General features: G+C 65.1%; 18 protein-coding genes. 12 read left to right on the forward strand and 6 right to left on the reverse strand.

What is annotated here, in order from left to right; translation table 11 throughout:
- From C8C99_RS09360 to mmsB, 7 genes are all read left to right on the forward strand, one after another.
- Positions 1 to 1,056 carry a tripartite tricarboxylate transporter substrate binding protein gene (locus C8C99_RS09360; protein ID WP_233247192.1) on the forward strand — a complete coding sequence of 352 codons (1,056 nt, stop codon included), beginning with the start codon at positions 1 to 3 and terminating at the stop codon, positions 1,054 to 1,056.
- 255 nt (positions 1,057 to 1,311) lie between these two features.
- On the forward strand, positions 1,312 to 2,835 hold the full coding sequence (locus C8C99_RS09365; protein WP_108625593.1) for a CoA-acylating methylmalonate-semialdehyde dehydrogenase: 1,524 nt from the start codon (positions 1,312 to 1,314) through the stop codon (positions 2,833 to 2,835).
- Positions 2,836 to 3,032: 197 nt separating this feature from the next.
- The gene (locus C8C99_RS09370; protein WP_199226371.1) at positions 3,033 to 3,413 is read left to right on the forward strand and encodes a lysozyme inhibitor LprI family protein; all 381 of its coding nucleotides are present in this window, start codon (positions 3,033 to 3,035) and stop codon (positions 3,411 to 3,413) included.
- A 45-nt stretch (positions 3,414 to 3,458) separates the two neighbouring features.
- The gene (locus tag C8C99_RS09375) at positions 3,459 to 4,625 is read left to right on the forward strand and encodes an acyl-CoA dehydrogenase family protein (RefSeq protein ID WP_108625595.1); all 1,167 of its coding nucleotides are present in this window, start codon (positions 3,459 to 3,461) and stop codon (positions 4,623 to 4,625) included.
- A 63-nt stretch (positions 4,626 to 4,688) separates the two neighbouring features.
- Positions 4,689 to 5,174, forward strand: coding sequence for a TfoX/Sxy family protein (locus C8C99_RS09380; RefSeq protein WP_108625596.1), 486 nt, complete (start codon positions 4,689 to 4,691; stop codon positions 5,172 to 5,174).
- Between the two features lie 37 nt (positions 5,175 to 5,211).
- Positions 5,212 to 5,610, forward strand: a complete 399-nt coding sequence (locus C8C99_RS09385) for a DUF488 domain-containing protein (protein ID WP_108625597.1) — start codon at positions 5,212 to 5,214, stop codon at positions 5,608 to 5,610.
- Positions 5,611 to 5,669: 59 nt separating this feature from the next.
- On the forward strand, positions 5,670 to 6,611 hold the full coding sequence (gene mmsB, locus C8C99_RS09390) for a 3-hydroxyisobutyrate dehydrogenase (RefSeq protein WP_255411700.1): 942 nt from the start codon (positions 5,670 to 5,672) through the stop codon (positions 6,609 to 6,611).
- Between the two features lie 111 nt (positions 6,612 to 6,722).
- Here mmsB and C8C99_RS09395 read toward each other — a convergent pair whose 3' ends face one another.
- From C8C99_RS09395 to icd, 4 genes are all read right to left on the reverse strand, one after another.
- Complete coding sequence (locus tag C8C99_RS09395; protein ID WP_108625599.1) at positions 6,723 to 10,355, reverse strand: EAL domain-containing protein; 3,633 nt, start codon at positions 10,353 to 10,355, stop codon at positions 6,723 to 6,725.
- A gap of 18 nt (positions 10,356 to 10,373) precedes the next feature.
- On the reverse strand, positions 10,374 to 10,787 hold the full coding sequence (locus C8C99_RS09400; RefSeq protein WP_108625600.1) for a response regulator: 414 nt from the start codon (positions 10,785 to 10,787) through the stop codon (positions 10,374 to 10,376).
- On the reverse strand, positions 10,784 to 12,634 hold the full coding sequence (locus C8C99_RS09405) for a PAS domain S-box protein (protein WP_056644832.1): 1,851 nt from the start codon (positions 12,632 to 12,634) through the stop codon (positions 10,784 to 10,786). The genes C8C99_RS09400 and C8C99_RS09405 overlap by 4 nt, the downstream gene beginning before the upstream one ends.
- A gap of 396 nt (positions 12,635 to 13,030) precedes the next feature.
- Positions 13,031 to 14,290 (reverse strand): NADP-dependent isocitrate dehydrogenase, encoded by a 1,260-nt coding sequence (gene icd / locus C8C99_RS09410; protein WP_056644835.1) that lies wholly within the window; start codon positions 14,288 to 14,290, stop codon positions 13,031 to 13,033.
- A gap of 224 nt (positions 14,291 to 14,514) precedes the next feature.
- Between icd and C8C99_RS09415 the strand changes: the two genes are divergently transcribed.
- Both C8C99_RS09415 and C8C99_RS09420 read left to right on the forward strand, forming a co-directional pair.
- The gene (locus C8C99_RS09415; RefSeq protein ID WP_056644838.1) at positions 14,515 to 14,718 is read left to right on the forward strand and encodes a hypothetical protein; all 204 of its coding nucleotides are present in this window, start codon (positions 14,515 to 14,517) and stop codon (positions 14,716 to 14,718) included.
- A gap of 310 nt (positions 14,719 to 15,028) precedes the next feature.
- Entirely contained in the window at positions 15,029 to 15,460 is a 432-nt protein-coding gene (locus tag C8C99_RS09420; RefSeq protein WP_108627108.1) for a DUF192 domain-containing protein, read from the forward strand.
- Positions 15,461 to 15,627: 167 nt separating this feature from the next.
- Here C8C99_RS09420 and C8C99_RS09425 read toward each other — a convergent pair whose 3' ends face one another.
- Together C8C99_RS09425 and xseA are read right to left on the reverse strand one after the other, a co-directional pair.
- Positions 15,628 to 16,209 (reverse strand): superoxide dismutase, encoded by a 582-nt coding sequence (locus tag C8C99_RS09425; RefSeq protein ID WP_056644841.1) that lies wholly within the window; start codon positions 16,207 to 16,209, stop codon positions 15,628 to 15,630.
- A 212-nt stretch (positions 16,210 to 16,421) separates the two neighbouring features.
- Positions 16,422 to 17,747: an exodeoxyribonuclease VII large subunit gene (gene xseA / locus C8C99_RS09430; protein ID WP_108625601.1), complete on the reverse strand. Its 1,326-nt coding sequence runs from the start codon at positions 17,745 to 17,747 to the stop codon at positions 16,422 to 16,424.
- A 352-nt stretch (positions 17,748 to 18,099) separates the two neighbouring features.
- Here xseA and C8C99_RS09435 point away from each other — a divergent pair, with 352 nt between their 5' ends.
- The 3 genes from C8C99_RS09435 to lpxK are packed head-to-tail and all read left to right on the forward strand — an operon-like array spanning position 18,100 to position 20,293.
- Entirely contained in the window at positions 18,100 to 18,747 is a 648-nt protein-coding gene (locus C8C99_RS09435) for a MotA/TolQ/ExbB proton channel family protein (protein ID WP_056644847.1), read from the forward strand.
- A 5-nt stretch (positions 18,748 to 18,752) separates the two neighbouring features.
- The gene (locus C8C99_RS09440; protein ID WP_015014243.1) at positions 18,753 to 19,187 is read left to right on the forward strand and encodes a biopolymer transporter ExbD; all 435 of its coding nucleotides are present in this window, start codon (positions 18,753 to 18,755) and stop codon (positions 19,185 to 19,187) included.
- A gap of 5 nt (positions 19,188 to 19,192) precedes the next feature.
- Positions 19,193 to 20,293, forward strand: a complete 1,101-nt coding sequence (lpxK, locus tag C8C99_RS09445) for a tetraacyldisaccharide 4'-kinase (RefSeq protein WP_108625602.1) — start codon at positions 19,193 to 19,195, stop codon at positions 20,291 to 20,293.
- Positions 20,294 to 20,315: the final 22 nt, after the last annotated feature.

A 20,315-nucleotide genomic window follows, 5' to 3' on the forward strand; every position in this document is an offset into this window, starting at 1 on the left:
ATGCCCGCCTTCCCATCCGCCACTTCGGCGCCCCACCACCACGCCACCCTGGCCCCGCAGCGCGGCCTGCGCCGCCGTGCGCTCACCACCACAGCCCTGCTGCTGGGCGGCGCCAGCGCCACCGGCCTGGCCTGGGCCCAGGGCAGTGCACCCGCCTTTCCCAACAAGCCGGTCACCGTGGTCACCGCATTCGCCGTCGGCAGCGGCCCCGACGCGGTGCTGCGCCTGGTGGCCAACAAGCTGTCGGTGGCCTGGAAGCAAAGCGTGACGGTGGACAACCGCCCCGGCGGCGGCGGCTTCATCGCCATCGAGGCCGCGCGCCGTGGCGCACCGGACGGACACACCCTGCTGCAGCTGGACAGCGAACACCTGTCCGCCCTGCCCCACCTGTACAAGCAACGCAACTTCCAGACGCTGCAGGTATTTGACCCGGTAGCGCCGCTGTTTCGCACGCCGTTCCTGGTTGCGGTGCCCACGCAGTGCCCCTGGAAGAACATGGGCGATCTGATTGCGGCCGCCAAGAAAGGCCAGGGCGCGGTGAGCTACGGCTCGTGGGGCGTGGGCAGCCCGGGCCACCTGGGCGGTGAGTGGCTGGACCTGGTGGACGGCACACAAATGACCCATGTGCCGTTCCGCGAGGTCAGCCAGCTGTTCACCTCGGTTGCCAATGGCGACCCGGCCTGGAGCCTGGCGAGCATTCCGTCCAGCCAGGGCATCTACAAGGCTGGCAAGATCCGCTACCTGGCCGTGGCCGGCCCGCGCCGCATTGCGCAACTGCCCGATGTGCCCACGCTGGCCGAGGCCGGGGGCCCCGCGCAGGTGGATGTGAACTCGTTCGTATCCCTGCTGGCCGTCAAAGGCGTGCCTGCACCGGTGCGCGCCCAGATCCACGCCGATGTGCTGAAGGTGCTGCAAGAGCCCGAAGTGCGCGAGAAATTCAACACCTTTGCGTTCGAGCCCCTATCCTGGTCGGTCGAAGAAATCCAGCGCCAGGCCGGGGTCAAGTCCGAGCAGTACAAGCTGCTGATCCAGAAAGCCAACATCAGCCTGGAGTGACGGCCAGGGGCCTTGCGCCTCTACAACCTGCCGAATGACCCTCGCGCCCGCCTGGGGCCTTGCACCGCATACACGGACAAGGCCCCAGGCGGGCGGTGTGCCATGGGGCCAGCACAAGCAGGTTGACGATGTGCAAATATGCAAAAACAAAGTGCAATTTTCTCTATTGCACCAGCAATTTCGCACAGCTAACATGGCGCAGTTCGAGGCACCTTGCCGCACCCCTGCACGCATTTTTTCCAGGAGACACACCCCATGAACGCACCCACTTCCACGGCCGTGCTGGCCCCCACCGTCAAGCTGTTGATCGGCGGCCAGTTCGTCGAATCCAAGACCACCGAATGGCGAGATGTGGTGAACCCCGCTACCCAAGAGGTGCTGGCCCGCGTGCCCTTTGCCACGCAGGACGAAATCAATGCCGCAGTGGCCTCGGCCAAGGAAGCGTTCAAGACCTGGAAGAAGACCCCCATCGGCACCCGCGCCCGCATCTTCCTCAAGTACCAGCAGCTCATCCGCGAGAACATGGCCGAGCTGGCCGCTATCCTGACGGCCGAACAGGGCAAGACCCTGCCCGACGCCGAAGGCGACGTGTTCCGTGGTCTGGAAGTGGTGGAACACGCCGCCAGCATCGGCAACCTGCAACTGGGCGAGCTGGCCAACAACGTGGCAAATGGCGTGGACACTTACACACTGATGCAGCCGCTGGGTGTATGCGCAGGCATCACCCCCTTCAACTTCCCCGCCATGATCCCGCTGTGGATGTTCCCCATGGCCATTGCCACGGGCAACACCTTCGTGCTCAAGCCCTCCGAGCAAGACCCCATGGTGACCATGCGCCTGTGCGAACTGGCGCTCGAAGCGGGCATCCCTCCTGGCGTGCTGAACGTGGTGCACGGCGGCGAGATGGCCGTGAACGCGATCTGCGACCACAAGGACATCAAGGCGATCAGCTTTGTGGGCTCCACCAAGGTGGGCACGCACGTGTACAACCGCGCCAGCCTCAACGGCAAGCGCGTGCAGTGCATGATGGGTGCCAAGAACCACGCCATCGTGCTGCCCGATGCCAACAAGGAACAAACCCTGAACGCCCTGGCCGGTGCCGCCTTTGGCGCTGCAGGCCAGCGCTGCATGGCGCTGTCGGTGGTGGTGCTGGTGGGCGAGGCGCAGAAATGGATTCCTGACCTGGTGGCTAAGGCCAAGACCCTCAAGATCAGCGCCGGTATCGAAAAGGGCACGGACGTGGGCCCGGTGGTCTCTTGCGCCGCCAAAGACCGCGTGCAGGGCCTGATCGAGCGCGGCGTGGCCGATGGCGCCACGCTGGAACTGGATGGCCGCAACCCCCAGGTGGCGGGCTACGAAAAGGGCAACTTTGTGGGCCCCACGGTCTTCAGCGGCGTCAAGCCCGGCATGAGCATCTACGAGCAGGAGATCTTTGGCCCCGTGCTGTGCCTGTCGGCCGCAGCAGACATTGACGAAGCCATTGCCTTCATCAACGACAACCCCAACGGTAACGGCACCGCCATCTTCACCCAGTCGGGTGCGGCGGCCCGCAAGTTCCAGGAAGAGATCGACGTGGGCCAGGTCGGCATCAATGTGCCAATCCCTGTGCCAGTGCCGCTGTTCTCGTTCTCGGGCTCGCGCGCTTCCAAGCTGGGCGACCTGGGCCCCTATGGCAAGCAGGTTGTGCTGTTCTACACGCAGACCAAGACCGTGACGGCACGCTGGTTTGATGACAGCACCATCTCGCATGGTGTGAACACCACGATCAGCTTGAAGTGACATCCCCCTGAGGCGCTGCGCGCCTTCCCCCTTCTCTCGCGCTTTGCGCGGGAAGGGGGACGCCACCCGTGCCTGAAACGCGTGATGGCGGCCCTTGCACGGTGGCATTGGCTTAGGCAGTGCCAGTTTTTGCGAGCGGTTGTCGGTGGTAAAAGCGGGGCATGCAAACTTTTCAGACAACGATGCGGAGATGGGCCATGGTCTTCGGTGCTGCGTGCGTGATGCTGGTGGGTGCCAATGCCCACGCGCAAGCCGGTGCGGCCTGCAAACCCAGCGGCACGGTGGAAGAAACCAACGCCTGCGCCGTGCAAGCCTTCCAGGCGGCCGATACCGAAATCGCAGTCCTCTACGGCGACGTGATGCGCGCGCTGTCGGCCCACGAGCGGCCCCAGCTGCGGCAGGAGCACACCGCCTGGCAGCGCGAGCGCACCACGCGCTGCAAGCAGGCCCAGCGCAGCAACGAATCGCAACCCCAGTGGCCGCGCCTGTACCACGAGTGCCTCACGGCCGAGACCCAGGCGCGCCGCAAGGGCCTGATGCGCTGGCTGACGCTGGACCACCCGTCCGCCAAGCCATGAACCCGCCCCACCCCAGAACAACAAAAAGCCAAGAGACAGAACACCATGGACTTTGAACTCACCGAAGAGCAGCGCGCCTTTGCCCAGACCGCGCGCGACTTTGCCCAAGCCGAGCTGGCACCCCACGCCGCGCACTGGGACGAAGAAGGCATCTTCCCCAAAGAAGCCATCGCCAAGGCGGGCGAGCTGGGCTTTTGTGGCCTGTACGCCCCCGAAGCTGCCGGCGGCCTCGCCTTGCCCCGGCTCGATGCCACCCTGGTCTTTGAAGAAATGGCGGCCGTGGACCCCAGCACCACCGCCTTCATCACCATCCACAACATGGCCACCTGGATGCTGGGCACCTGGGCCACGCCCGCCGTGCGCGACCACTGGGGCCCGCTGCTCACCACCGGCGAAAAGCTGGCCAGCTACTGCCTGACCGAGCCCGGAGCAGGCTCCGACGCCGCCTCGCTCAAGACCCGCGCCGAGCTGGTCGGCAACGAATACGTCATCAACGGCAGCAAGGCCTTTATCAGTGGCGCGGGCAGCACCGACGTGCTGGTGCTCATGGCCCGCACGGGCGATGCGGCATCGGGCGCGGGCGGTATCAGCGCGTTTGTGGTGCCGGCCGACGCACCGGGCATCAGCTACGGTAAGAAGGAACAGAAGATGGGCTGGAACAGCCAGCCCACACGCACCATCAGCTTTGACAACGTGCGCATCCCCGCCGACCACCTGCTGGGCCGCGAAGGCGAAGGCTTCAAGATCGCGATGAAGGGCCTGGACGGCGGCCGCATCAACATCGCCACCTGCTCGGTGGGCGCGGCGCAAGGCGCGCTCAACGCCGCCCAGCAGTACATGCAAGACCGCAAGCAGTTCGGCAAACCCATCGCCAGCTTCCAGGCCCTGCAGTTCAAGCTGGCCGATATGGCAACGGAACTGGTCGCAGCGCGCCAAATGGTGCGCCTGGCCGCCAGCAAGCTCGACGCCGGGGCGCGCGACGCATCCACCTACTGCGCCATGGCCAAACGCTTTGCCACCGACGCAGGCTTTACCGTGGTCAACGAGGCCCTGCAACTGCACGGCGGCTACGGCTACATCCGCGAATACCCGCTGGAGCGCCTGCTGCGCGACGCGCGCGTGCACCAGATTCTGGAAGGCACCAACGAAATCATGCGCGTCATCATTGCGCGGCGCATGCTGGATGGGGATGCGACGGAAGCCATCCGATAACTACAAAATTCATAGCAATCCAGGCATATTCCACTCGCACTACCGGCATTTTTTGCCATCACCATGCCCGCCCGCCCGCTGTCTGACGAAACCCTGCACCTGATCGACGCCGTGCGCAGCGCGCTCGCGCACCGCAGCGATGTGGACGAGCGGACCATGTTCGGCTGCTACTGCTTCTTTGTGGACGGCAAGCTGTGCATCGGCGTCAAGGGCGACGACCTGCTGGTGCGCCTGCCGCCCGAGCGCCACGGTGTGCTGCAGGAGATGGAGAACACGCGCGAGCTGTCGCCCGGCGGGGGCATGAAAGGCTACTTCTGGGTGGAGCCCAACGGCTACACCACGCGCGCGCAGTGGACGTATTGGCTGGAAGAAGCCCTGGCCTACAACCCGCTGGCCAAGGCCACGCCGCCGCGCAAGGCCAAAGCCAAGACCAATGCCAGAGCCCCCGTGACCACCAAGAAAGCGCCCGCTACCAAAAAGCCCGCAGGCCCAGCCACAACCGCCGCCACGGCCCAGAAGAAACACAGCATCTTCGAAGCCGACGACTGACCCCGCCCTTTTGCACTGCCCACCCCGGAGCCCCAACATGCCTCTTCGCATCGTCCGCCTTGGCACACCGCGCGCCGCTGGTGAAGGCACCCGCATCGGCACGGTGCGCCGCCCGCCGCGCGGCGTGCCCAAGACCGAGTTCGCCAGCCGCGACTACTACGACGTGTGGTACCCGCTGCTCTCGCCCAGCCCCGAGCTGGTGAAGGAAGCCCTGCACGCGCAAGCCGACCAGTCCGACAAAGAGTGGCAGGCCTTCGTCAAGCAATTCCGCAAGGAACTGGCCCAGCCCGAGGCCAGCCGCACGCTGGACCTGCTGGCCGCGCTGTCGCACCACAGTGCGATGTCGCTGGGCTGCTACTGCGAGGACGAGGCGCGCTGCCACCGCTCGGTGCTGCGCGCGGAGCTGGCGAGCCGTGGGGCAGACATTACCGATTGAATTTCAGGGGTTTTTGGTCTCAAGCGCACGATTCATATGCGCTGGCAGCTATCAAATTCATACTAAATCCGTACACATTCCCTTCACCATCACAACGACATCAGGAGCAACACAGCATGAAAATCGCATTCATCGGCCTCGGCAACATGGGCGGCCCCATGGCACACAACCTGCACAAGGCAGGCTACGAAGTGCGCGCGTTCGACCTCTCGCAAACCGCGCGCGACAAGCTGGCCGCAGACGGCGTGCCCATCGCCGCTGATGCCAAGGCCGCCGTGCAAGGCGCCGAAGTCGTCATCAGCATGTTGCCTGCCAGCCAGCATGTGGAAGGCCTCTTTTTGGGCGCGGGCGAGCTGCTGGCTCAGTTGCCTGCGGGCACGCTGATCATCGACTGCTCAACAATAGCCGCCGCCACCTCGCGCAAGGTGGCCGAGGCTGCCAAGGCCAAGGGCGTTGCGTTCATCGACGCCCCCGTGTCGGGCGGCACCGGCGGCGCCATTGCAGGCACCCTCACCTTCATGGTGGGCGGCGATGCCGCTGACCTGGAACGCGCGCGCCCCGTGCTCGAAAAAATGGGTGCCAACATCTTCCACGCAGGCAGCGTGGGCGCAGGCCAGACGGCCAAGATCTGCAACAACATGCTGCTGGGCATCCTGATGGCGGGCACCAGCGAGGCCATTGCCCTGGGCGTGGCCAACGGCCTGGACCCCAAGGTGCTGAGCGAAATCATGCGCCGCAGCTCGGGCGGCAACTGGGCGCTGGAGAAGTACAACCCCATGCCGGGCGTGATGGAAACCGCGCCCGCCAGCAAGGGCTACGCGGGCGGCTTTGGCTCCGACCTGATGCTCAAGGACCTGGGTCTGGCGCAAGAGAATGCAGCGGCCGTCAAGGCCAGCACCCCGCTGGGCGGCCTGGCGCGCAATCTGTATGCCGCGCACAGCCTGGCGGGCCATGGCGCACTGGACTTTTCCAGCATCATCAAGATGGTGCAAAAAGGCTGAAGATGGCGGGCTGGTGGCCCGGCCGTCATAGCGACCCGCCGCCACCGCCAGCCATACTCTCCACGCCAGTCATGCTGATCGCGCCGACCTGCGGGTCGGCTCTTTTTTCGGCTATTTCCCCACCAGGGTTTGCAAGAACTGCGCTTCAAACACCTCGGCCGCGACGGGTTGGCTCAGCAGATACCCCTGGATTTCGTCGCAGCCCAGAAGCGCCAGGCGCCCAGACTGCTCCTCGGTCTCCACCCCTTCGGCCACCACCTTCAGCCCCAGCGAGTGCCCCAGGTTGACGATGGTGGACACCAGCGCCACGCCCTGCGGGCCCGAGGCCATGTTCAGGATGAAGGACCGGTCGATCTTGAGCGTATCCACCGGCAACTTGGCCAGGTAGCTCAGCGATGAGAACCCCGTGCCAAAGTCATCGATGGCAATGGTGATGCCCATCTGGCGCAGGGCGTGCAGGCTTTGCGTGCTGCGATCCACATCATCCATCACCATGCTTTCGGTGATCTCCAGCTCCAGGCCGCTGGCCGCCTGGGCATCGTGGGCCACGGCATCACGCACCTCGGCGATGAAGTCCCGGTGCCGCAGCTGCAAGAACGACACGTTGACAGCCACCCTCAGAGGGGCCAGCCCCGCCTGGCGCCAGCGCAGGTTGTCGGCCAGCGCCTGCCGCAGCGCCCAGCGGCCCACGTCATAGATGAGGCCCGTCTCTTCCAGGATGGGGATGAAATGCACCGGCGGCACCAGGCCCCGGCGCGGGTCGTTCCAGCGAATCAGGGCCTCAGCGCCGGTGATGGTGCCGCTGGCCAGATGGAGCTTGGGCTGATAGTGCAGCACGAACTGGCCCTGCTCCAGTGCGGCGCGCAGGCGCCCTTCCAGGCTCAGCGCCTCGGCCACGCGGGTGTTCATCTCCGAGGTGTAGAACAGCAGGCTGTCGGCCGAGGCCTTGGCCTTGTTGAGGGCCGCCTCGGCGTTGCGCAGCAGGGTCTCGGCGTCGGCGCCGTCCATGGGGTACAGCGCCACACCGGCCTTGGCCGCCATGCGCAGCTCCGTGCCGCCCACCATGAAGGGGGTATCGAAACAGGCGCGCACCAGCAGGTCCACCGCCAGCGCCACCGCACCAGCATCGCGCGCCTCGGTCACGGCAATGCCGAAGCTGTTGATGCCGATGCGCGCCACGTCATACAGATTGCCCGCTGCATGCTGCAGCCGCAGTGCCACCTGCTTGAGCAGCTCGTCCCCCACCTGGCGCCCCAGGGTGTCATTGACGATGCGAAACCGGCTGATATCCACCAGCCCGATGCCCAGCAGCGTCTTGGCGCCCTCGCGGGGCCGCAGGTGCTGGCCGCCGCGCTCCAGAAACAGGGTGCGGTTGGGCAGGCCGGTGATGTCGTCGTAGTACGCCAGGTAGTTCAGCCGCTCCTCCTTATCGAGGTGGTCCATGGCAAAGCCGATGTCCCCCGCCAGCTCGGTAAGCAGGTGCATCTCCTCCTCGTCAAAAAACCCGGCCTCGTCGGCAAACAGGGCAATCACCCCCACCACCTGGTGGGCCACCAGCAAAGGCAGCACGGCCATCGATGCCACACCGCGCTCGGCCAGTTCCTTGGGCACCAGCACGCGCGGGTCATTCTGAATGTCCTCGCACACCACGGCCTCGTGGGTGCGCACCACGCTCGCGCTCAGGCTTTCGCCCACCCTGGGGGTTTCGGTCAGCCACAGCCGACGCCGCACGTGCATCAGAAAGTCTGCTCCAGCGCCTGCCAAGGCCACCGGCACCACCTCTTGCAGGGAATGGTCCACGCGGCCGATCCAGGCGATCTTGAACTGGCCGTGCTCCACCGCGATGCGGCACGCCTCGCGGAACAGCTCGTCACGCTGGCGCACGCGCACGATGAGGGTGTTGATGCCGCTGAGCACGGCGTACACCCGGTTGAGCCGCTTGATGCGGCGCTCGGCATCGCGACGGGCGGTAATGTCTTCGCCCAGGGCCGCCACCCCCGTCACCTGCCCGCCCACCGAGCGCAGCACGGTGTTGTTCCAGTGCACCAGGCGCCGCCCACCCGAGCGGGTGAGGATCTCGTTGTCGTAGTGCCAGGCTGAGGGGCGGTCGGCCAGCACGTCGGCAAACACGCCGCGCACCTCAGCCCCCCCGGGGGGCACAAACAGGTCGAACCAGTTGCGCCCAAACACCTCATCGCGCTGCCAGCCCGTCAGGCGCAGCAGGTAGTCGTTGCAATAGGTGATGCGGCCTTCGCAGTCCAGCATCAGCGAGATCATCTCGACCTTGTCGAGCATGTCGTTGAAGCGACGGTCGCTCTCGTGCAGCTCTTCCTCGGCGCGCTTTTCCTTCGTGATGTCCTGGATGGTGTTGAACCAGCGGCCCTGCTCGCCCCGGCCCGCCTCGTCCTCCAGCGGCTCCATCACCTGGCGCAGATACAGCGGCTGGCCGTCGCCACGCACGACGCGGTAGATGAAATCCATGCGCGCCCCCAGGTGCGCGGCCTGCAGCGCGTGGCGGCGGAACATGTCGCGGTCGTCGGGGTGCACCAGCGACAGCCAGTCGCGGGCCGAGCGGGGCATGGCGCTGTCGTCCAGCCCGAGCATATCGGGCAAGGTATCGAGCCAGCTCTCAAAGGCTCCGTCTGGCCCGCTGATGACATGGGAGATCTTGGCCAGCACCTGCGCCCTGCGCAGGCTGGTCTTGCTGGCGCGCAAGGCATCCATGGCCCGCTGGCGTTCCTGCACCTGCACCTGCAGCTGGTCGGCGTGCTGCTGGATCTCCTGGTACAGGCTGCCGTTCTCGTAGATGCGCCCCACCTGCGCGCCCAGGATGGCCAAGACTTTTTCATCGTCGGCGCTGAAGGCTGGGGCCCCCTGCTTGTTGGCCAGGCACAGCCAGCCGTAGGAGAACGACAGCGACACAATGGGCGCCATCACCGCCGTGTGCACGGGCGGGTAGCCGGTGGGCAGGCCCAGCGCCACCGGGTCGGCACCCTCGTTGACGATGCGATGCGAGCGGCGCTCGGCACGCAGCTGGCCCAGCAGCCCGTGCGACACCACGGGCTGCTCCAGCGGCCCGGTCTGTTGTGCGGGGTCGATACCACTGGTGCAGGTGATGGCCCCTTCGCCGTGTTTGCGCACCACGCACAGCACGGCATATTGCGCCCCCACCAGCTCGAGCGCACCCCGGCATACATTAGCCAGCAGCACCTGCGGGTCGCGCTCGGAGGCAAGTTGCAGGTTCAGATCAGTCAGCGCAGACAGGCGCCGGTTCATGGCCTCCAGCTCGGCCATGTTGCCGGTGAGCTTGTCGGTCATCAGCTGCAGATGGCGGGTCTGAAAGCCGTGCTCCAGCGCCACCGACGGCTGGTGGCGAATCTGCGTCAGCGCCTGCTCGATGGCGGCCAGGATGTCCTGCGGCTCACAGGGCTTGAACAGCACCTGAGTCACGCCACAGGCCTCGGCCAGGCGCAGGGCTTCCTCCTCCTGGTAGTGAGCGCTGCAAAAGATCACCTGCGTGGCCGCCAGGCCATGGTCCGAGCGCAGTTGCCGCACGAATTCAAAGCCGTCCATGGTCGGCATCAGGATGTCGGAGATCACCAGGTCCGGCCGCTCGGCACGGACCACAGCCAGCGCCTCGGCGCCATCGGCCGCCTCCAGCGCCTGGTGGCCGCTGTGCCCGACGAGGGTCACCACCAGCGCGCGGTTGGCGGGGAGGTCATCGACGACGAGGATCTTTGCCATGCTGTACGTGCGGGGTGTTCAACCGGATTGGGACGAGGTTGGGCGGGCTCCAGCCAAAAACGTCTCGATCTGCTGCACAAAGGTCTCGGGCGTGATGGGCTTGGACAGGTGTTCATTAAAACCGACTTCGAGCGCCTTCTCGCGGTCGCCCGGCATCGAGAAGGCCGTCACCGCGACCAGAGGCACTACCCGCCAGCGCGGGCTGGCACGCAGCCCGCGCGCCACTTCGTAGCCGTTCATCACCGGCATCTGCAGGTCGCACAGCACGATGTCGGGGCCTTCGGCGAGGGCCAGCTCCAGCCCCACGGCACCGTTCTCGGCGGCCAGCACCCGGTGGCCGGCGGCTTCCAGCAGGTAGGTGACCAGCATGCGGCTGGCGTCATCGTCCTCGATGACCAGCACGGTGGCTGGATGTGTGGTGGTGGTCGTCATGCCACATGCTCCGGCAATTGCAGGGTAAAGGTGCTGCCCAGGCCCTCGGTGCTGTCAAAACCCAGCGTGCCGCCCAAGGCCTCGGCCAGCTTGCGACTCAGGTGCAGACCCAGGCCGGTGCCCTCGTGGTGGCGGCGGTCCGCGCTTTCCACCCGTGAAAACGCCTCGAACAGCCGGGGCTGCTCCTGCAGCGGTATGCCAGGGCCGGTGTCCTGCACCCGTAGCTGCACGGCACGGCCGGTGGGCAACTGCAGCTCCTGCAGCACCACATCCACCCGTCCCTGTTGCGTGAATTTGATGGCATTGCCCACGAGGTTGATGAGGATCTGGCTGAGCGCGCGCCGATCGGTGAGCAGCAAGACATCCACCGGCGGCGTATGCACAGCAAAGGCCAAGCCCTTGCGCCGCGCCTCCAACTCCAGTGTGGCAGACACTTCTTCGATCAGGGTTTTGCAGTCCACTGGCTCCAGGTTCAGCGTGACCTTGTTGGCGCTGAGCTTGGCCACGTCCAGCAGATCATTGATGAGCGACAGCAGGTGCTTGGCCCCGGTCTGCACGATGCGCAGTTGCTTATCCTGCTCGGTGTTGAGCGGTCCGGGCAGCTTCATCAAGAGCGTGCCGGTAAAGCCGATGATGGCGTTGAGCGGTGTGCGCAGTTCGTGCGACATGCTGGCCAGAAAGCGGTCTTTCACCAGCGCCGCGTTCTCCAGCTCCAGGTTCTTGTCGCGCAGCACCTGCTCGATGCGCTTGCGCTCGGTCACGTCGCGGATGGCGCTGGAGACAAACAGGCCCTCTTCGGTCTCCAGCGGACTGAGGCTGATCTCCACCGGGAACTCGCTGCCGTCCTTGCGCAGGCCATGCAGCTCCAGCCCAGCGCCCATGGAGCGGGTGCGCGGTTCGGCAAAAAAATTGTGCCGATGGTCGGGGTGGCGGGCGCTGAAGCGCTGGGGCACCAGCAGCTCGATGGGCTGGCCCAGCAGCTCGTCGCGGCTCCAGCCAAACAGCTTCACTGCCTGCGAGTTGACGAGCACGATGTGCCCCTCGCGGTTAACGATGACCATGGCGTCGGGCGCGGCCTCCAGCAGGTCCTTGAACTTCTGGTCCGCCCGCTTGCGGTCGGTGATGTCGCGGATGGCGCTCATCACCATGGTGCCCTCTTCGGTGTCGATGGGACTCAGGCTGATCTCGACCGGGAACTCACCGCCGTCCTTGCGCAGGCCGTGCAGCTCCAACCCCGCCCCCATGGTGCGGGTGCGTGGCTGGCCAAAAAAGCCGCTGCGGTGGCCCAGGTGGGCACCGCGGTAGCGGTGGGGCAGCAGCACCTCCACCGCCTGCCCCAGCAATTCGGCACGGGGGTACCCAAACACGCGCTCGGCTTGCGAGTTGACCAGCACGATGCGCCCGGTCACGTTGACCATCACGATGGCATCAGGGGTGGATTCCAGCAGGTCGCGAAATCGCGCTTCGAGCAGCTTGGCATCGCGCTGCACCTTGAGCTGGGTGACGTCCTTGGTGCTGGACAGGTAGTGAAGCAACTGCCCATCCGCCGCACACACTGCCTTGGTGGACACATTGACATGCACCAGCGAGCCATCCTTGCGCCGCCGCACCGATTCGTGCACCACAGAACTTCCGCGCAGTGCCTCGGCGCGCATGTCGGCGTCTTCCTTCGCCCGGTCTGCGGGGACGATCAGCTCCAGCACTGAGCGCCCCAGCGCCTCTGCCTGGGGGTAGCCAAAGATACCCTCGGCGGCGGGGTTCCAGTTGAGCACCTGGCCGTCTGGCGACAGCACCAGCAGTGCATCGGGGTTTTGCTCCCAGTACGCGGCAGAAAAGTCAGTCGCCATGCAGCCCTCTTGCTCCGGGGGGAGTGGCACCCGGTGTGCCTGGTACGCCCGTGCCCTGCCCCCTGTGTCAATGTTCTTGCCTAAGGTGGCGATACACACTCCATCACCATGCTGTGCGTGGCCCCCACCTCTGTGCCTCACCGTGGAAGCATCCACCGGCCACATCTTCAGGGCAGGCAGCGCAGGCGGCAACAGCGCCAATCCATATTAGGGGCGAATGCCGCAAAACACCAACAATGAACGGCACCCCGCCGCGCCCGGCCACCAGCCGCAACGTGTGCGGCGCCCACCAACACAAAGCCCCTGATCCCGTTGCGGGATCAGGGGCCACAAAGTGCCATGGGCGACCGTGCCGAGCACGCGGGCGACATTGCCCGCGCCGACGCGTGACCGGGCCTACATGTTGTCGATCATCACCTGGCCAAAGCCTGAGCAGCTCACCTGCGTGGCGCCGTCCATCAGGCGGGCAAAGTCGTAGGTCACTTTTTTGGAGGCAATCGATTTCTCCAACGAGCGGATGATCAGGTCGGCGGCGGCGGTCCAGCCCATGTGGCGCAGCATCATCTCGGCCGAAAGAATTTCGGAGCCAGGGTTGACGTAGTCCTTGCCGGCGTACTTGGGCGCCGTGCCATGCGTGGCTTCAAAACACGCTACCGAGTCGGACATGTTGGCGCCTGGAGCAATGCCGATGCCCCCTACCTGCGCAGCCAGTGCATCGGAGATGTAGTCGCCGTTGAGGTTGAGCGTGGCCACCACCGAATACTCGGCCGGGCGCAGCAGAATTTGCTGCAGGAAGGCGTCGGCAATGCTGTCCTTGACGGTGATGTCCTTGCCCGTCTTGGGGTTCTTGAGCTTGCACCAAGGGCCGCCATCGATCAGTTCGGCGCCAAACTCCTTCTGCGCCAGCGCGTAGGCCCAGTCGCGGAAGCCGCCTTCGGTGAACTTCATGATGTTGCCCTTGTGCACGATGGTCACGCTGGGCTTGTCGTTGTCGATGGCGTACTGGATGGCCTTGCGCACCAGGCGCTCGGTGCCCTCGATGGAGACCGGCTTCACCCCCAGGCCGGACGTGTTGGGGAAGCGGATCTTCTTCACGCCCATCTCGTCCTGCAGGAACTTGATGAGCTTTTTCGCCTTGTCCGACTCGGCCTCGAACTCGATGCCGGCGTAGATGTCTTCCGAGTTCTCGCGGAAGATCACCATATTGGTCTTTTCAGGCTCTTTCAGCGGTGAGGGCACGCCCTTGAAGTACTGCACAGGGCGCAGGCAGACGTACAGGTCCAGCTCTTGGCGCAGCGCCACGTTCAGCGAACGGATGCCGCCGCCCACCGGCGTGGTGAGCGGCCCCTTGATGGAGACTACGTACTCGCGCAGCACCTGCAGGGTTTCGTCGGGCAGCCACACGTCGGGGCCATACACCTTGGTGGACTTTTCGCCTGCATACACCTCCATCCAGTGGATCTTCTTCTTGCCGCCATAGGCCTTGGCCACGGCGGCGTCCACCACCTTGATCATGACGGGCGTGATGTCGAGGCCGGTACCGTCTCCTTCGATGAACGGAATGATGGGCTCGTCCGGCACATTCAGGGACATGTCGGCGTTGACGGTGATTTTCTGGCCTTCGGCAGGCACCACGATGTGCTGGTAAGTGGTCATGGGGGGAGTCTCCGGTGTGCGCCGAGGGTGATTCGGTCGATGAAGGGGCAAGGCGAGGACAAGATGCACCGCCGCAGGCGTGGCGGTGTGACTTCGAACAATTCTAATGACAAAAATTTTCGTCCAAGCCCCTGTCAACGCGCCGGGCGCTGCTATCGTTGCGAGTGGAGCCGTACGGTTTTCGCGCGGCCCTTCAACCTTCGTTCACACTGGAAACGGCATATATGAAAAAACTCCTCGCTGTCCTCGTGGCCGGTCTGTTCACTGCTGGTGCTTTTGCACAGGCACCCGCAGCCGCCCCTGCCACCACCGCTCCTGCAGCCGCTCCCATGACGGCCCAGGCTGCTGCCCCGGCCACCAAGAAGGTCGCCAAGAAAAAGACCACTAAAAAGGTCGCCAAGAAGAAAACCGCCCACAAGGCAGCCTGAAGCATCGCAAGGCCTGACTGCCCCTGCCACAGGGTTCTCGGGCCTTCACTGATTCAAAATCGCCCGCTGATGCGGGCGTTTTCTTTGGTGCTGCCGCCTCCCGCCTGCGTACTGCCCGAACTTTTTGCGCCCCCTGCAGTCCGTCCCTGGCGCAGTCCGTTGTAAGTTGTTGTTCCTTGTTGACCAGAAAGCCCCGCCCATGACCGCCTTACGCGCCATCCCAGCCCTCCCGTTTGCCGCCCTGCGGGGTGCCATCGGCACCCAACGCCTTGCCCGCCGCGCAGTCGGGGCCTGGGGTACGCTAGCTGTGATGGTCTATGCACTGGCGGCATCTGCTGGCATCGCGCAGGCACAGGAAGGCCCGCAGATGAACCTGCGGCGCGTGGATCTGAACGCCGGCATGCACCGCATCGATGCCCAGGTCGCCCTCACCCCGCAAGAACGCCAGACCGGCCTGATGCACCGCAAGGAAATGCCCGCGCACGAGGGCATGCTGTTTGTGTTCGAACAGCCGTCCCAGCAGTGCTTCTGGATGAAGAACACCTTGCTGCCGCTCACGGCGGCCTTCATTGCCGATGACGGCACCATCGTGAACCTGGAAGACATGAAGCCCCAGACGCTGGATTCGCACTGCTCCACCAAGCCCGTGCGCTACGTGCTGGAGATGAACCAGGGCTGGTTTGCCAAGAAGGGGATCAAGGCCGGGGCCAAACTCGGCGGGACTCCGTTTGCCCGGCAGTAATGCAAGCGGCTGCAGAAGCTATATATTTAATAGCACTACAGCCATGATTCCCGGACGCATCCAGCAGAAAAGACTTCAACTTTTCAGTGGAGCAACAAAAAATGGCCCTCGGGCCGTTTTTTGTTGTCAGTGCGATGTGAGCGTCACACCGCGACTGCCTGGAGCGATCAGGCGAAGTTGGCTTCGGCAAACTTCCAGTTCACCAGCTTGTCGAGGAAGGTCTCGACGAACTTGGGACGCATGTTGCGGTAGTCGATGTAGTACGCGTGTTCCCACACGTCCACCGTCAGCAGGGCCTTGTCGGCCGTGGTCAGGGGCGTGCCGGCGGCGCCGGTGTTGACGATGTCCACGCTGCCGTCGGCCTTCTTCACCAGCCAGGTCCAGCCCGAACCGAAGTTGCCCACGGCGGACTTCACAAAGGCTTCCTTGAAGGCGGCGTAGCTGCCCCATTTGGCATTGATGGCCGTAGCCAGCGCGCCCGAAGGCTCACCGCCACCCTGGGGAGCCATGCAGCTCCAGAAGAAGGTGTGGTTCCAGATTTGCGCAGCGTTGTTGTAGATGCCGCCGCTGGCCTTCTTGACGATCTCTTCGAGCGTCATGGCTTCAAACTCGGTGCCCTTTTGCAGGTTGTTGAGGTTCACCACGTAGGCGTTGTGGTGCTTGCCGTGGTGGTACTCCAGGGTTTCCTGGCTGTAGTGCGGGGCCAGGGCGTCGATGGCGTAGGGCAGCGGGGGAAGGGTGTGTTCCATGGTGGTGTTTCCTCGTGGTTTGAAATTCTGGGATGCCGCCTGCAACGCTTCTCTTTCGGGAGCAATGCAGTCGGACGCAGCGCGAAGGGGGCATTGTAGGAACATCAGGTGACCTGTGCAGCATGTGGACTCCCCAATCCGGCCCACCATGCCACAAACCGCCTCTGTCCTACAGCAGGGCTGCTTGCAGCCCCTCGCTCCGCGTGGGCCAGTTACAGCAACCGTGGCTGTGCCACCGTCACATCCACCGCCCCATCGGCCAAGGTAGCCCGCAGCGCATCACCCGGCTGGGCCTGGCGGATGCTGGTGACGGCCTGGCCGCTGGTATCGGTCAGCAGCGCATAACCGCGCTGCAACACGAGGCGCGGGTCCAGCAAATCCAGCCGCAGAGCGGCACGCTCCAGCCGCTCTGCGTTCTGCGCCACGCTGCGTTGCACAGCCCGGGGCAATTGGGCCTCCAGCAGTTGTTGGCGCTGCGCCAGGCGCTGCATTTTCAGGAGCACCCCGTGGCGCATGCGCTGCGCAAGGCGCGCCAGTTGCAACTGCTCCCGTGCCACCAGGCCCGAGGGCCGACCCAGACGCGCAGCGGCCTGGTCCAGCCGCTGGTGGCGGGCATCGAGCTGGCGCTCCACGCCATCGCTCAGGCGGCCCGCGAGCAAGTCCAGTACGCCCAGCCAGACCTCACGCGGCTGAGCTACCAGCTCTGCCGCCGCCGTGGGTGTGGGAGCACGCAGGTCTGCGCAAAAGTCGGCAATGGTGAAATCCGTCTCGTGCCCCACGCCGCTGACCAGGGGCACCGGGCTTTGCACGATGGCGCGGGCCAGCTGCTCGTCGTTGAAGGCCCACAGGTCCTCGATGGAGCCGCCCCCGCGCACCAGCAGAATCACGTCAATCGGCGGACTCTGGGTCGAATCAGCCCCAGGTGCCCGTCCCGCTTGCGCGAGCAGATACAGTTTTGATAGCGCTGCAATGATTGACGGTGGGGCGGCCATGCCCTGCACCTGCGCGGGCACCAGCACCACCGGGATGTGCGGCACCCGGCGGCGCAGCGCCGTGACCACATCGTGCAGCGCTGCCGCACCGGTTGAGGTGACCAGCCCGATGCCACGCGGCTGCAACGGCAGCGGGCGCTTGCGTGCAACGTCAAACAGGCCTTCGGCGTCGAGCTGCGCCTTCAGCCGCAAAAACTGCTCGAACAACGCGCCCTGCCCCGCGCGCTGCATGCTTTCCACGATGAACTGCAGGTCGCCCCGCGCCTCGTACACCCCCAGACGCCCGCGCACCTCCACCAATTCGCCATCGCGCGGCGAAAAGTCAAGCAGGGTGGCCGCGCGGCGAAACATGGCACAGCGCAACTGCCCGTTGGCGTCCTTGATCGAAAAATAGCAATGCCCGCTGGATGCGCGTGAGAAGCCCGTGATCTCGCCGCGCACCGCGACAGGATTGAAGCGCGCCTCCAAGGCGTCAGCAATGGCGCGGCACAGCGCGCCAACTTCCCAGATTCGGGGCGCCGCTGCTGGGCCCGGGCGCTCAAACATGAGAAACGGCGGGCTTTGGCGCCGCGATCACCGTGCAAGTACTCCACAGTTTCGGACCAGCGGGAGTCGCCGCTCGCATCGACGGCGGCATCGGCCGCAAAACACCAGCCCACGTACAAGTCATTGATTTATATACGTTTTTCATTGCACATTTTTTCATCATTCTGTTGCAAGCACGGCGCGAAGCCACTTGGCGGGGCTCTGGATGCGGGTTGCCCACAAAGTTATCCACAGTTTTTGTGGGTGAGCGTGCCGGTCGATGGCATGCGCAATAGCGTAACTATTTGTGACTCGGCGGCCGTTGCAAGCTAGGCCATAATCGCCGATTGCTTTCATCTGCGCGGAGAGAGATTTGCTGTCCATCATACAAGCCGCAGGCTGGCCCATCTGGCCCCTGGTCGCGTGTTCCATCCTGGGACTGGCACTGATTTTTGAACGTTTTCTGGCCCTGAAAACGGCCCGCGTTGCCCCCCCCCAGCTGCTCGACGAAGCCATCACGGTGTCGTCCAAGGCCCTGCCCACCCCCGACGTGGTGAACCAGCTGGCGCAAAACTCCGCCCTGGGTGAGGTGCTTGCCAGCGGTCTGCGTACCCTCAACAGCAACCCCCAATGCAGCGAGACCGACCTGCGCGCTGCCATGGAAGGCACCGGCCGGGCCGTCGCGCACCGGCTGGAAAAGTACCTCTCCGCCCTCGCCACCATCGCCTCGGCGGCGCCACTGCTGGGCCTGTTGGGCACCGTCATCGGCATGATCGAGATCTTTGGCTCGCAGTCTGGCGGCGGTGGTGTGGGCCAAGCCATGGGTGGCGGCAACCCGGCCCAGCTGGCGCACGGGATCTCGATCGCGCTGTACAACACGGCATTTGGCCTGATCGTGGCCATCCCCTCCCTGATCTTCTGGCGCTACTTCCGGGCCCGCGTGGACGCGTATCTGCTCACGCTGGAACTGGCATCGGAGCAGTTCGTTCGCCACATCCTGCGCCTGCGCAAAGCCAAATAAGCGCCATGAACTTTCGCCCCCGCGCCAAGGATGAGCCCGAGATCAATCTGATCCCGTTCATCGACGTGCTGCTGGTGATCCTCATCTTTCTGATGCTGACCACCACCTACAGCAAGTTCACGGAGCTGCAGCTCACCCTGCCCGTGGCCGATGCCGAGCAGCAGCGCGACCACCCCAAGGAAGTGATTGTCTCGGTGGCAGCAGACGGCCGCTACGCCGTCAACAAGACCGGCGTCGAAGGCAAGAGCGTGGACGCGATCGCGCAAGCGTTGCGCACCGCCGCCACCGCTGGCCGCGACAGCGTGGTCATCATCAGCGCCGACGCCATGTCGCCGCACCAGTCCGTGGTCACGGTGATGGAGGCCGCGCGCCGCGTGGGCCTCACGCAGATCACGTTTGCCACGCAGTCGTCCGCGTCGGGCCGCGCGGCCAGCCGCTGACGGGCATGGCCGCTTTCGGGCCGCAGTCGCCCCGGACTTCGGCCCCACAGGCCTCCCCACCCAAGGCCGAACAGCGGCTGCAAAACATCTGGCAGTCCCGGGGTCCAGCGGCTTGGGCGCTCTGGCCCATCTCTCTCATGTATGGCGCCTTGGTGGCCCTGCGCCGCTGGCTGTATCGCCGGGGCTGGCTTCGGTCCGAACACCCGGGCCGCCCTGTCATCGTGGTGGGCAATGTGATTGCCGGAGGCGCCGGCAAGACCCCCGTAGTCATCGCACTCGTCAAACACCTGCAGGCGCGTGGCCTGCGCCCGGGCGTGATCTCGCGCGGCTACGGCCGCAGTGCACAAGACTGCCGTGCCGTGCAGCCCGACAGCCCCGCCAGCGAGGTGGGCGACGAACCTGCCCTGATTGCCCGCAGCGTGGCGGATGGCGGCACGGTGCCTGTGTTTGTGGCCCCACGCCGCATCACCGCCGCACGTGCGCTGCTGGCGGCCTACCCTGATACCGATGTGATCGTCTGCGACGACGGCTTGCAGCACCTGGCACTGCAGCGGGACCTGGAGATCTGCATCTTCAATGACCAAGGCATTGGCAACGGTTTTCTGCTGCCCGCAGGCCCGCTGCGGGAGCCCTGGCCCCGCGCCGTGGATATGGTGCTGCACGCGGGCAGTGCGCCGCCCTGTGGAACGACGGCACCTGCGTATGCGCTTCAACGCAGCCTCGCGCCCTACGCCCTGCAGTCGGACGGCCGCCAGGTGCCGCTGGCCGACCTGCAAGGGCAACCGCTGCATGCGGTGGCGGCAGTGGCCAGGCCCGGTGACTTCTTTGCCATGCTGCGTGCCCAAGGTCTGACCCTGGAACGCACCGAGGCGCTGTCCGATCACTATGATTTTGATAGCTGGCGGCGTAAATCCGACCAGCACTTGCAGCTTGTTTGCACTGAAAAAGACGCCGTGAAGCTCTGGGGCCATCACCCGGACGCACTGGCTGTGCCGTTGGCCGTAAGGCTGGCACCTTCCTTTTTTGACGCGCTGAATGGCTGGTTGGCCCAGCTCGTCCCTGGAGCCGAGACCGCAAAGCCGCCGCTATCATCGCCCCCTGCCTGAACGAATCCCCCCGGAAAGCCCC

The organism is Acidovorax sp. 107, assembly GCF_003058055.1.
GTDB lineage: Bacteria > Pseudomonadota > Gammaproteobacteria > Burkholderiales > Burkholderiaceae_C > Acidovorax.

Coding starts and splice junctions, on each gene's coding strand:
- C8C99_RS09360 (WP_233247192.1), top strand. CDS start 1: ATGCCCGCCTTCCCATCCGCCACTTCGGCGCCCCACCACCACGCCACC.
- C8C99_RS09365 (WP_108625593.1), top strand. CDS start 1,312: ATGAACGCACCCACTTCCACGGCCGTGCTGGCCCCCACCGTCAAGCTG.
- C8C99_RS09370 (WP_199226371.1), top strand. CDS start 3,033: ATGGTCTTCGGTGCTGCGTGCGTGATGCTGGTGGGTGCCAATGCCCAC.
- C8C99_RS09375 (WP_108625595.1), top strand. CDS start 3,459: ATGGACTTTGAACTCACCGAAGAGCAGCGCGCCTTTGCCCAGACCGCG.
- C8C99_RS09380 (WP_108625596.1), top strand. CDS start 4,689: ATGCCCGCCCGCCCGCTGTCTGACGAAACCCTGCACCTGATCGACGCC.
- C8C99_RS09385 (WP_108625597.1), top strand. CDS start 5,212: ATGCCTCTTCGCATCGTCCGCCTTGGCACACCGCGCGCCGCTGGTGAA.
- C8C99_RS09395 (WP_108625599.1), bottom strand. CDS start 10,355: ATGGCAAAGATCCTCGTCGTCGATGACCTCCCCGCCAACCGCGCGCTG.
- C8C99_RS09400 (WP_108625600.1), bottom strand. CDS start 10,787: ATGACGACCACCACCACACATCCAGCCACCGTGCTGGTCATCGAGGAC.
- C8C99_RS09405 (WP_056644832.1), bottom strand. CDS start 12,634: ATGGCGACTGACTTTTCTGCCGCGTACTGGGAGCAAAACCCCGATGCA.
- icd (WP_056644835.1), bottom strand. CDS start 14,290: ATGACCACTTACCAGCACATCGTGGTGCCTGCCGAAGGCCAGAAAATC.
- C8C99_RS09415 (WP_056644838.1), top strand. CDS start 14,515: ATGAAAAAACTCCTCGCTGTCCTCGTGGCCGGTCTGTTCACTGCTGGT.
- C8C99_RS09420 (WP_108627108.1), top strand. CDS start 15,029: ATGGTCTATGCACTGGCGGCATCTGCTGGCATCGCGCAGGCACAGGAA.
- C8C99_RS09425 (WP_056644841.1), bottom strand. CDS start 16,209: ATGGAACACACCCTTCCCCCGCTGCCCTACGCCATCGACGCCCTGGCC.
- xseA (WP_108625601.1), bottom strand. CDS start 17,747: ATGTTTGAGCGCCCGGGCCCAGCAGCGGCGCCCCGAATCTGGGAAGTT.
- C8C99_RS09440 (WP_015014243.1), top strand. CDS start 18,753: ATGAACTTTCGCCCCCGCGCCAAGGATGAGCCCGAGATCAATCTGATC.
- lpxK (WP_108625602.1), top strand. CDS start 19,193: ATGGCCGCTTTCGGGCCGCAGTCGCCCCGGACTTCGGCCCCACAGGCC.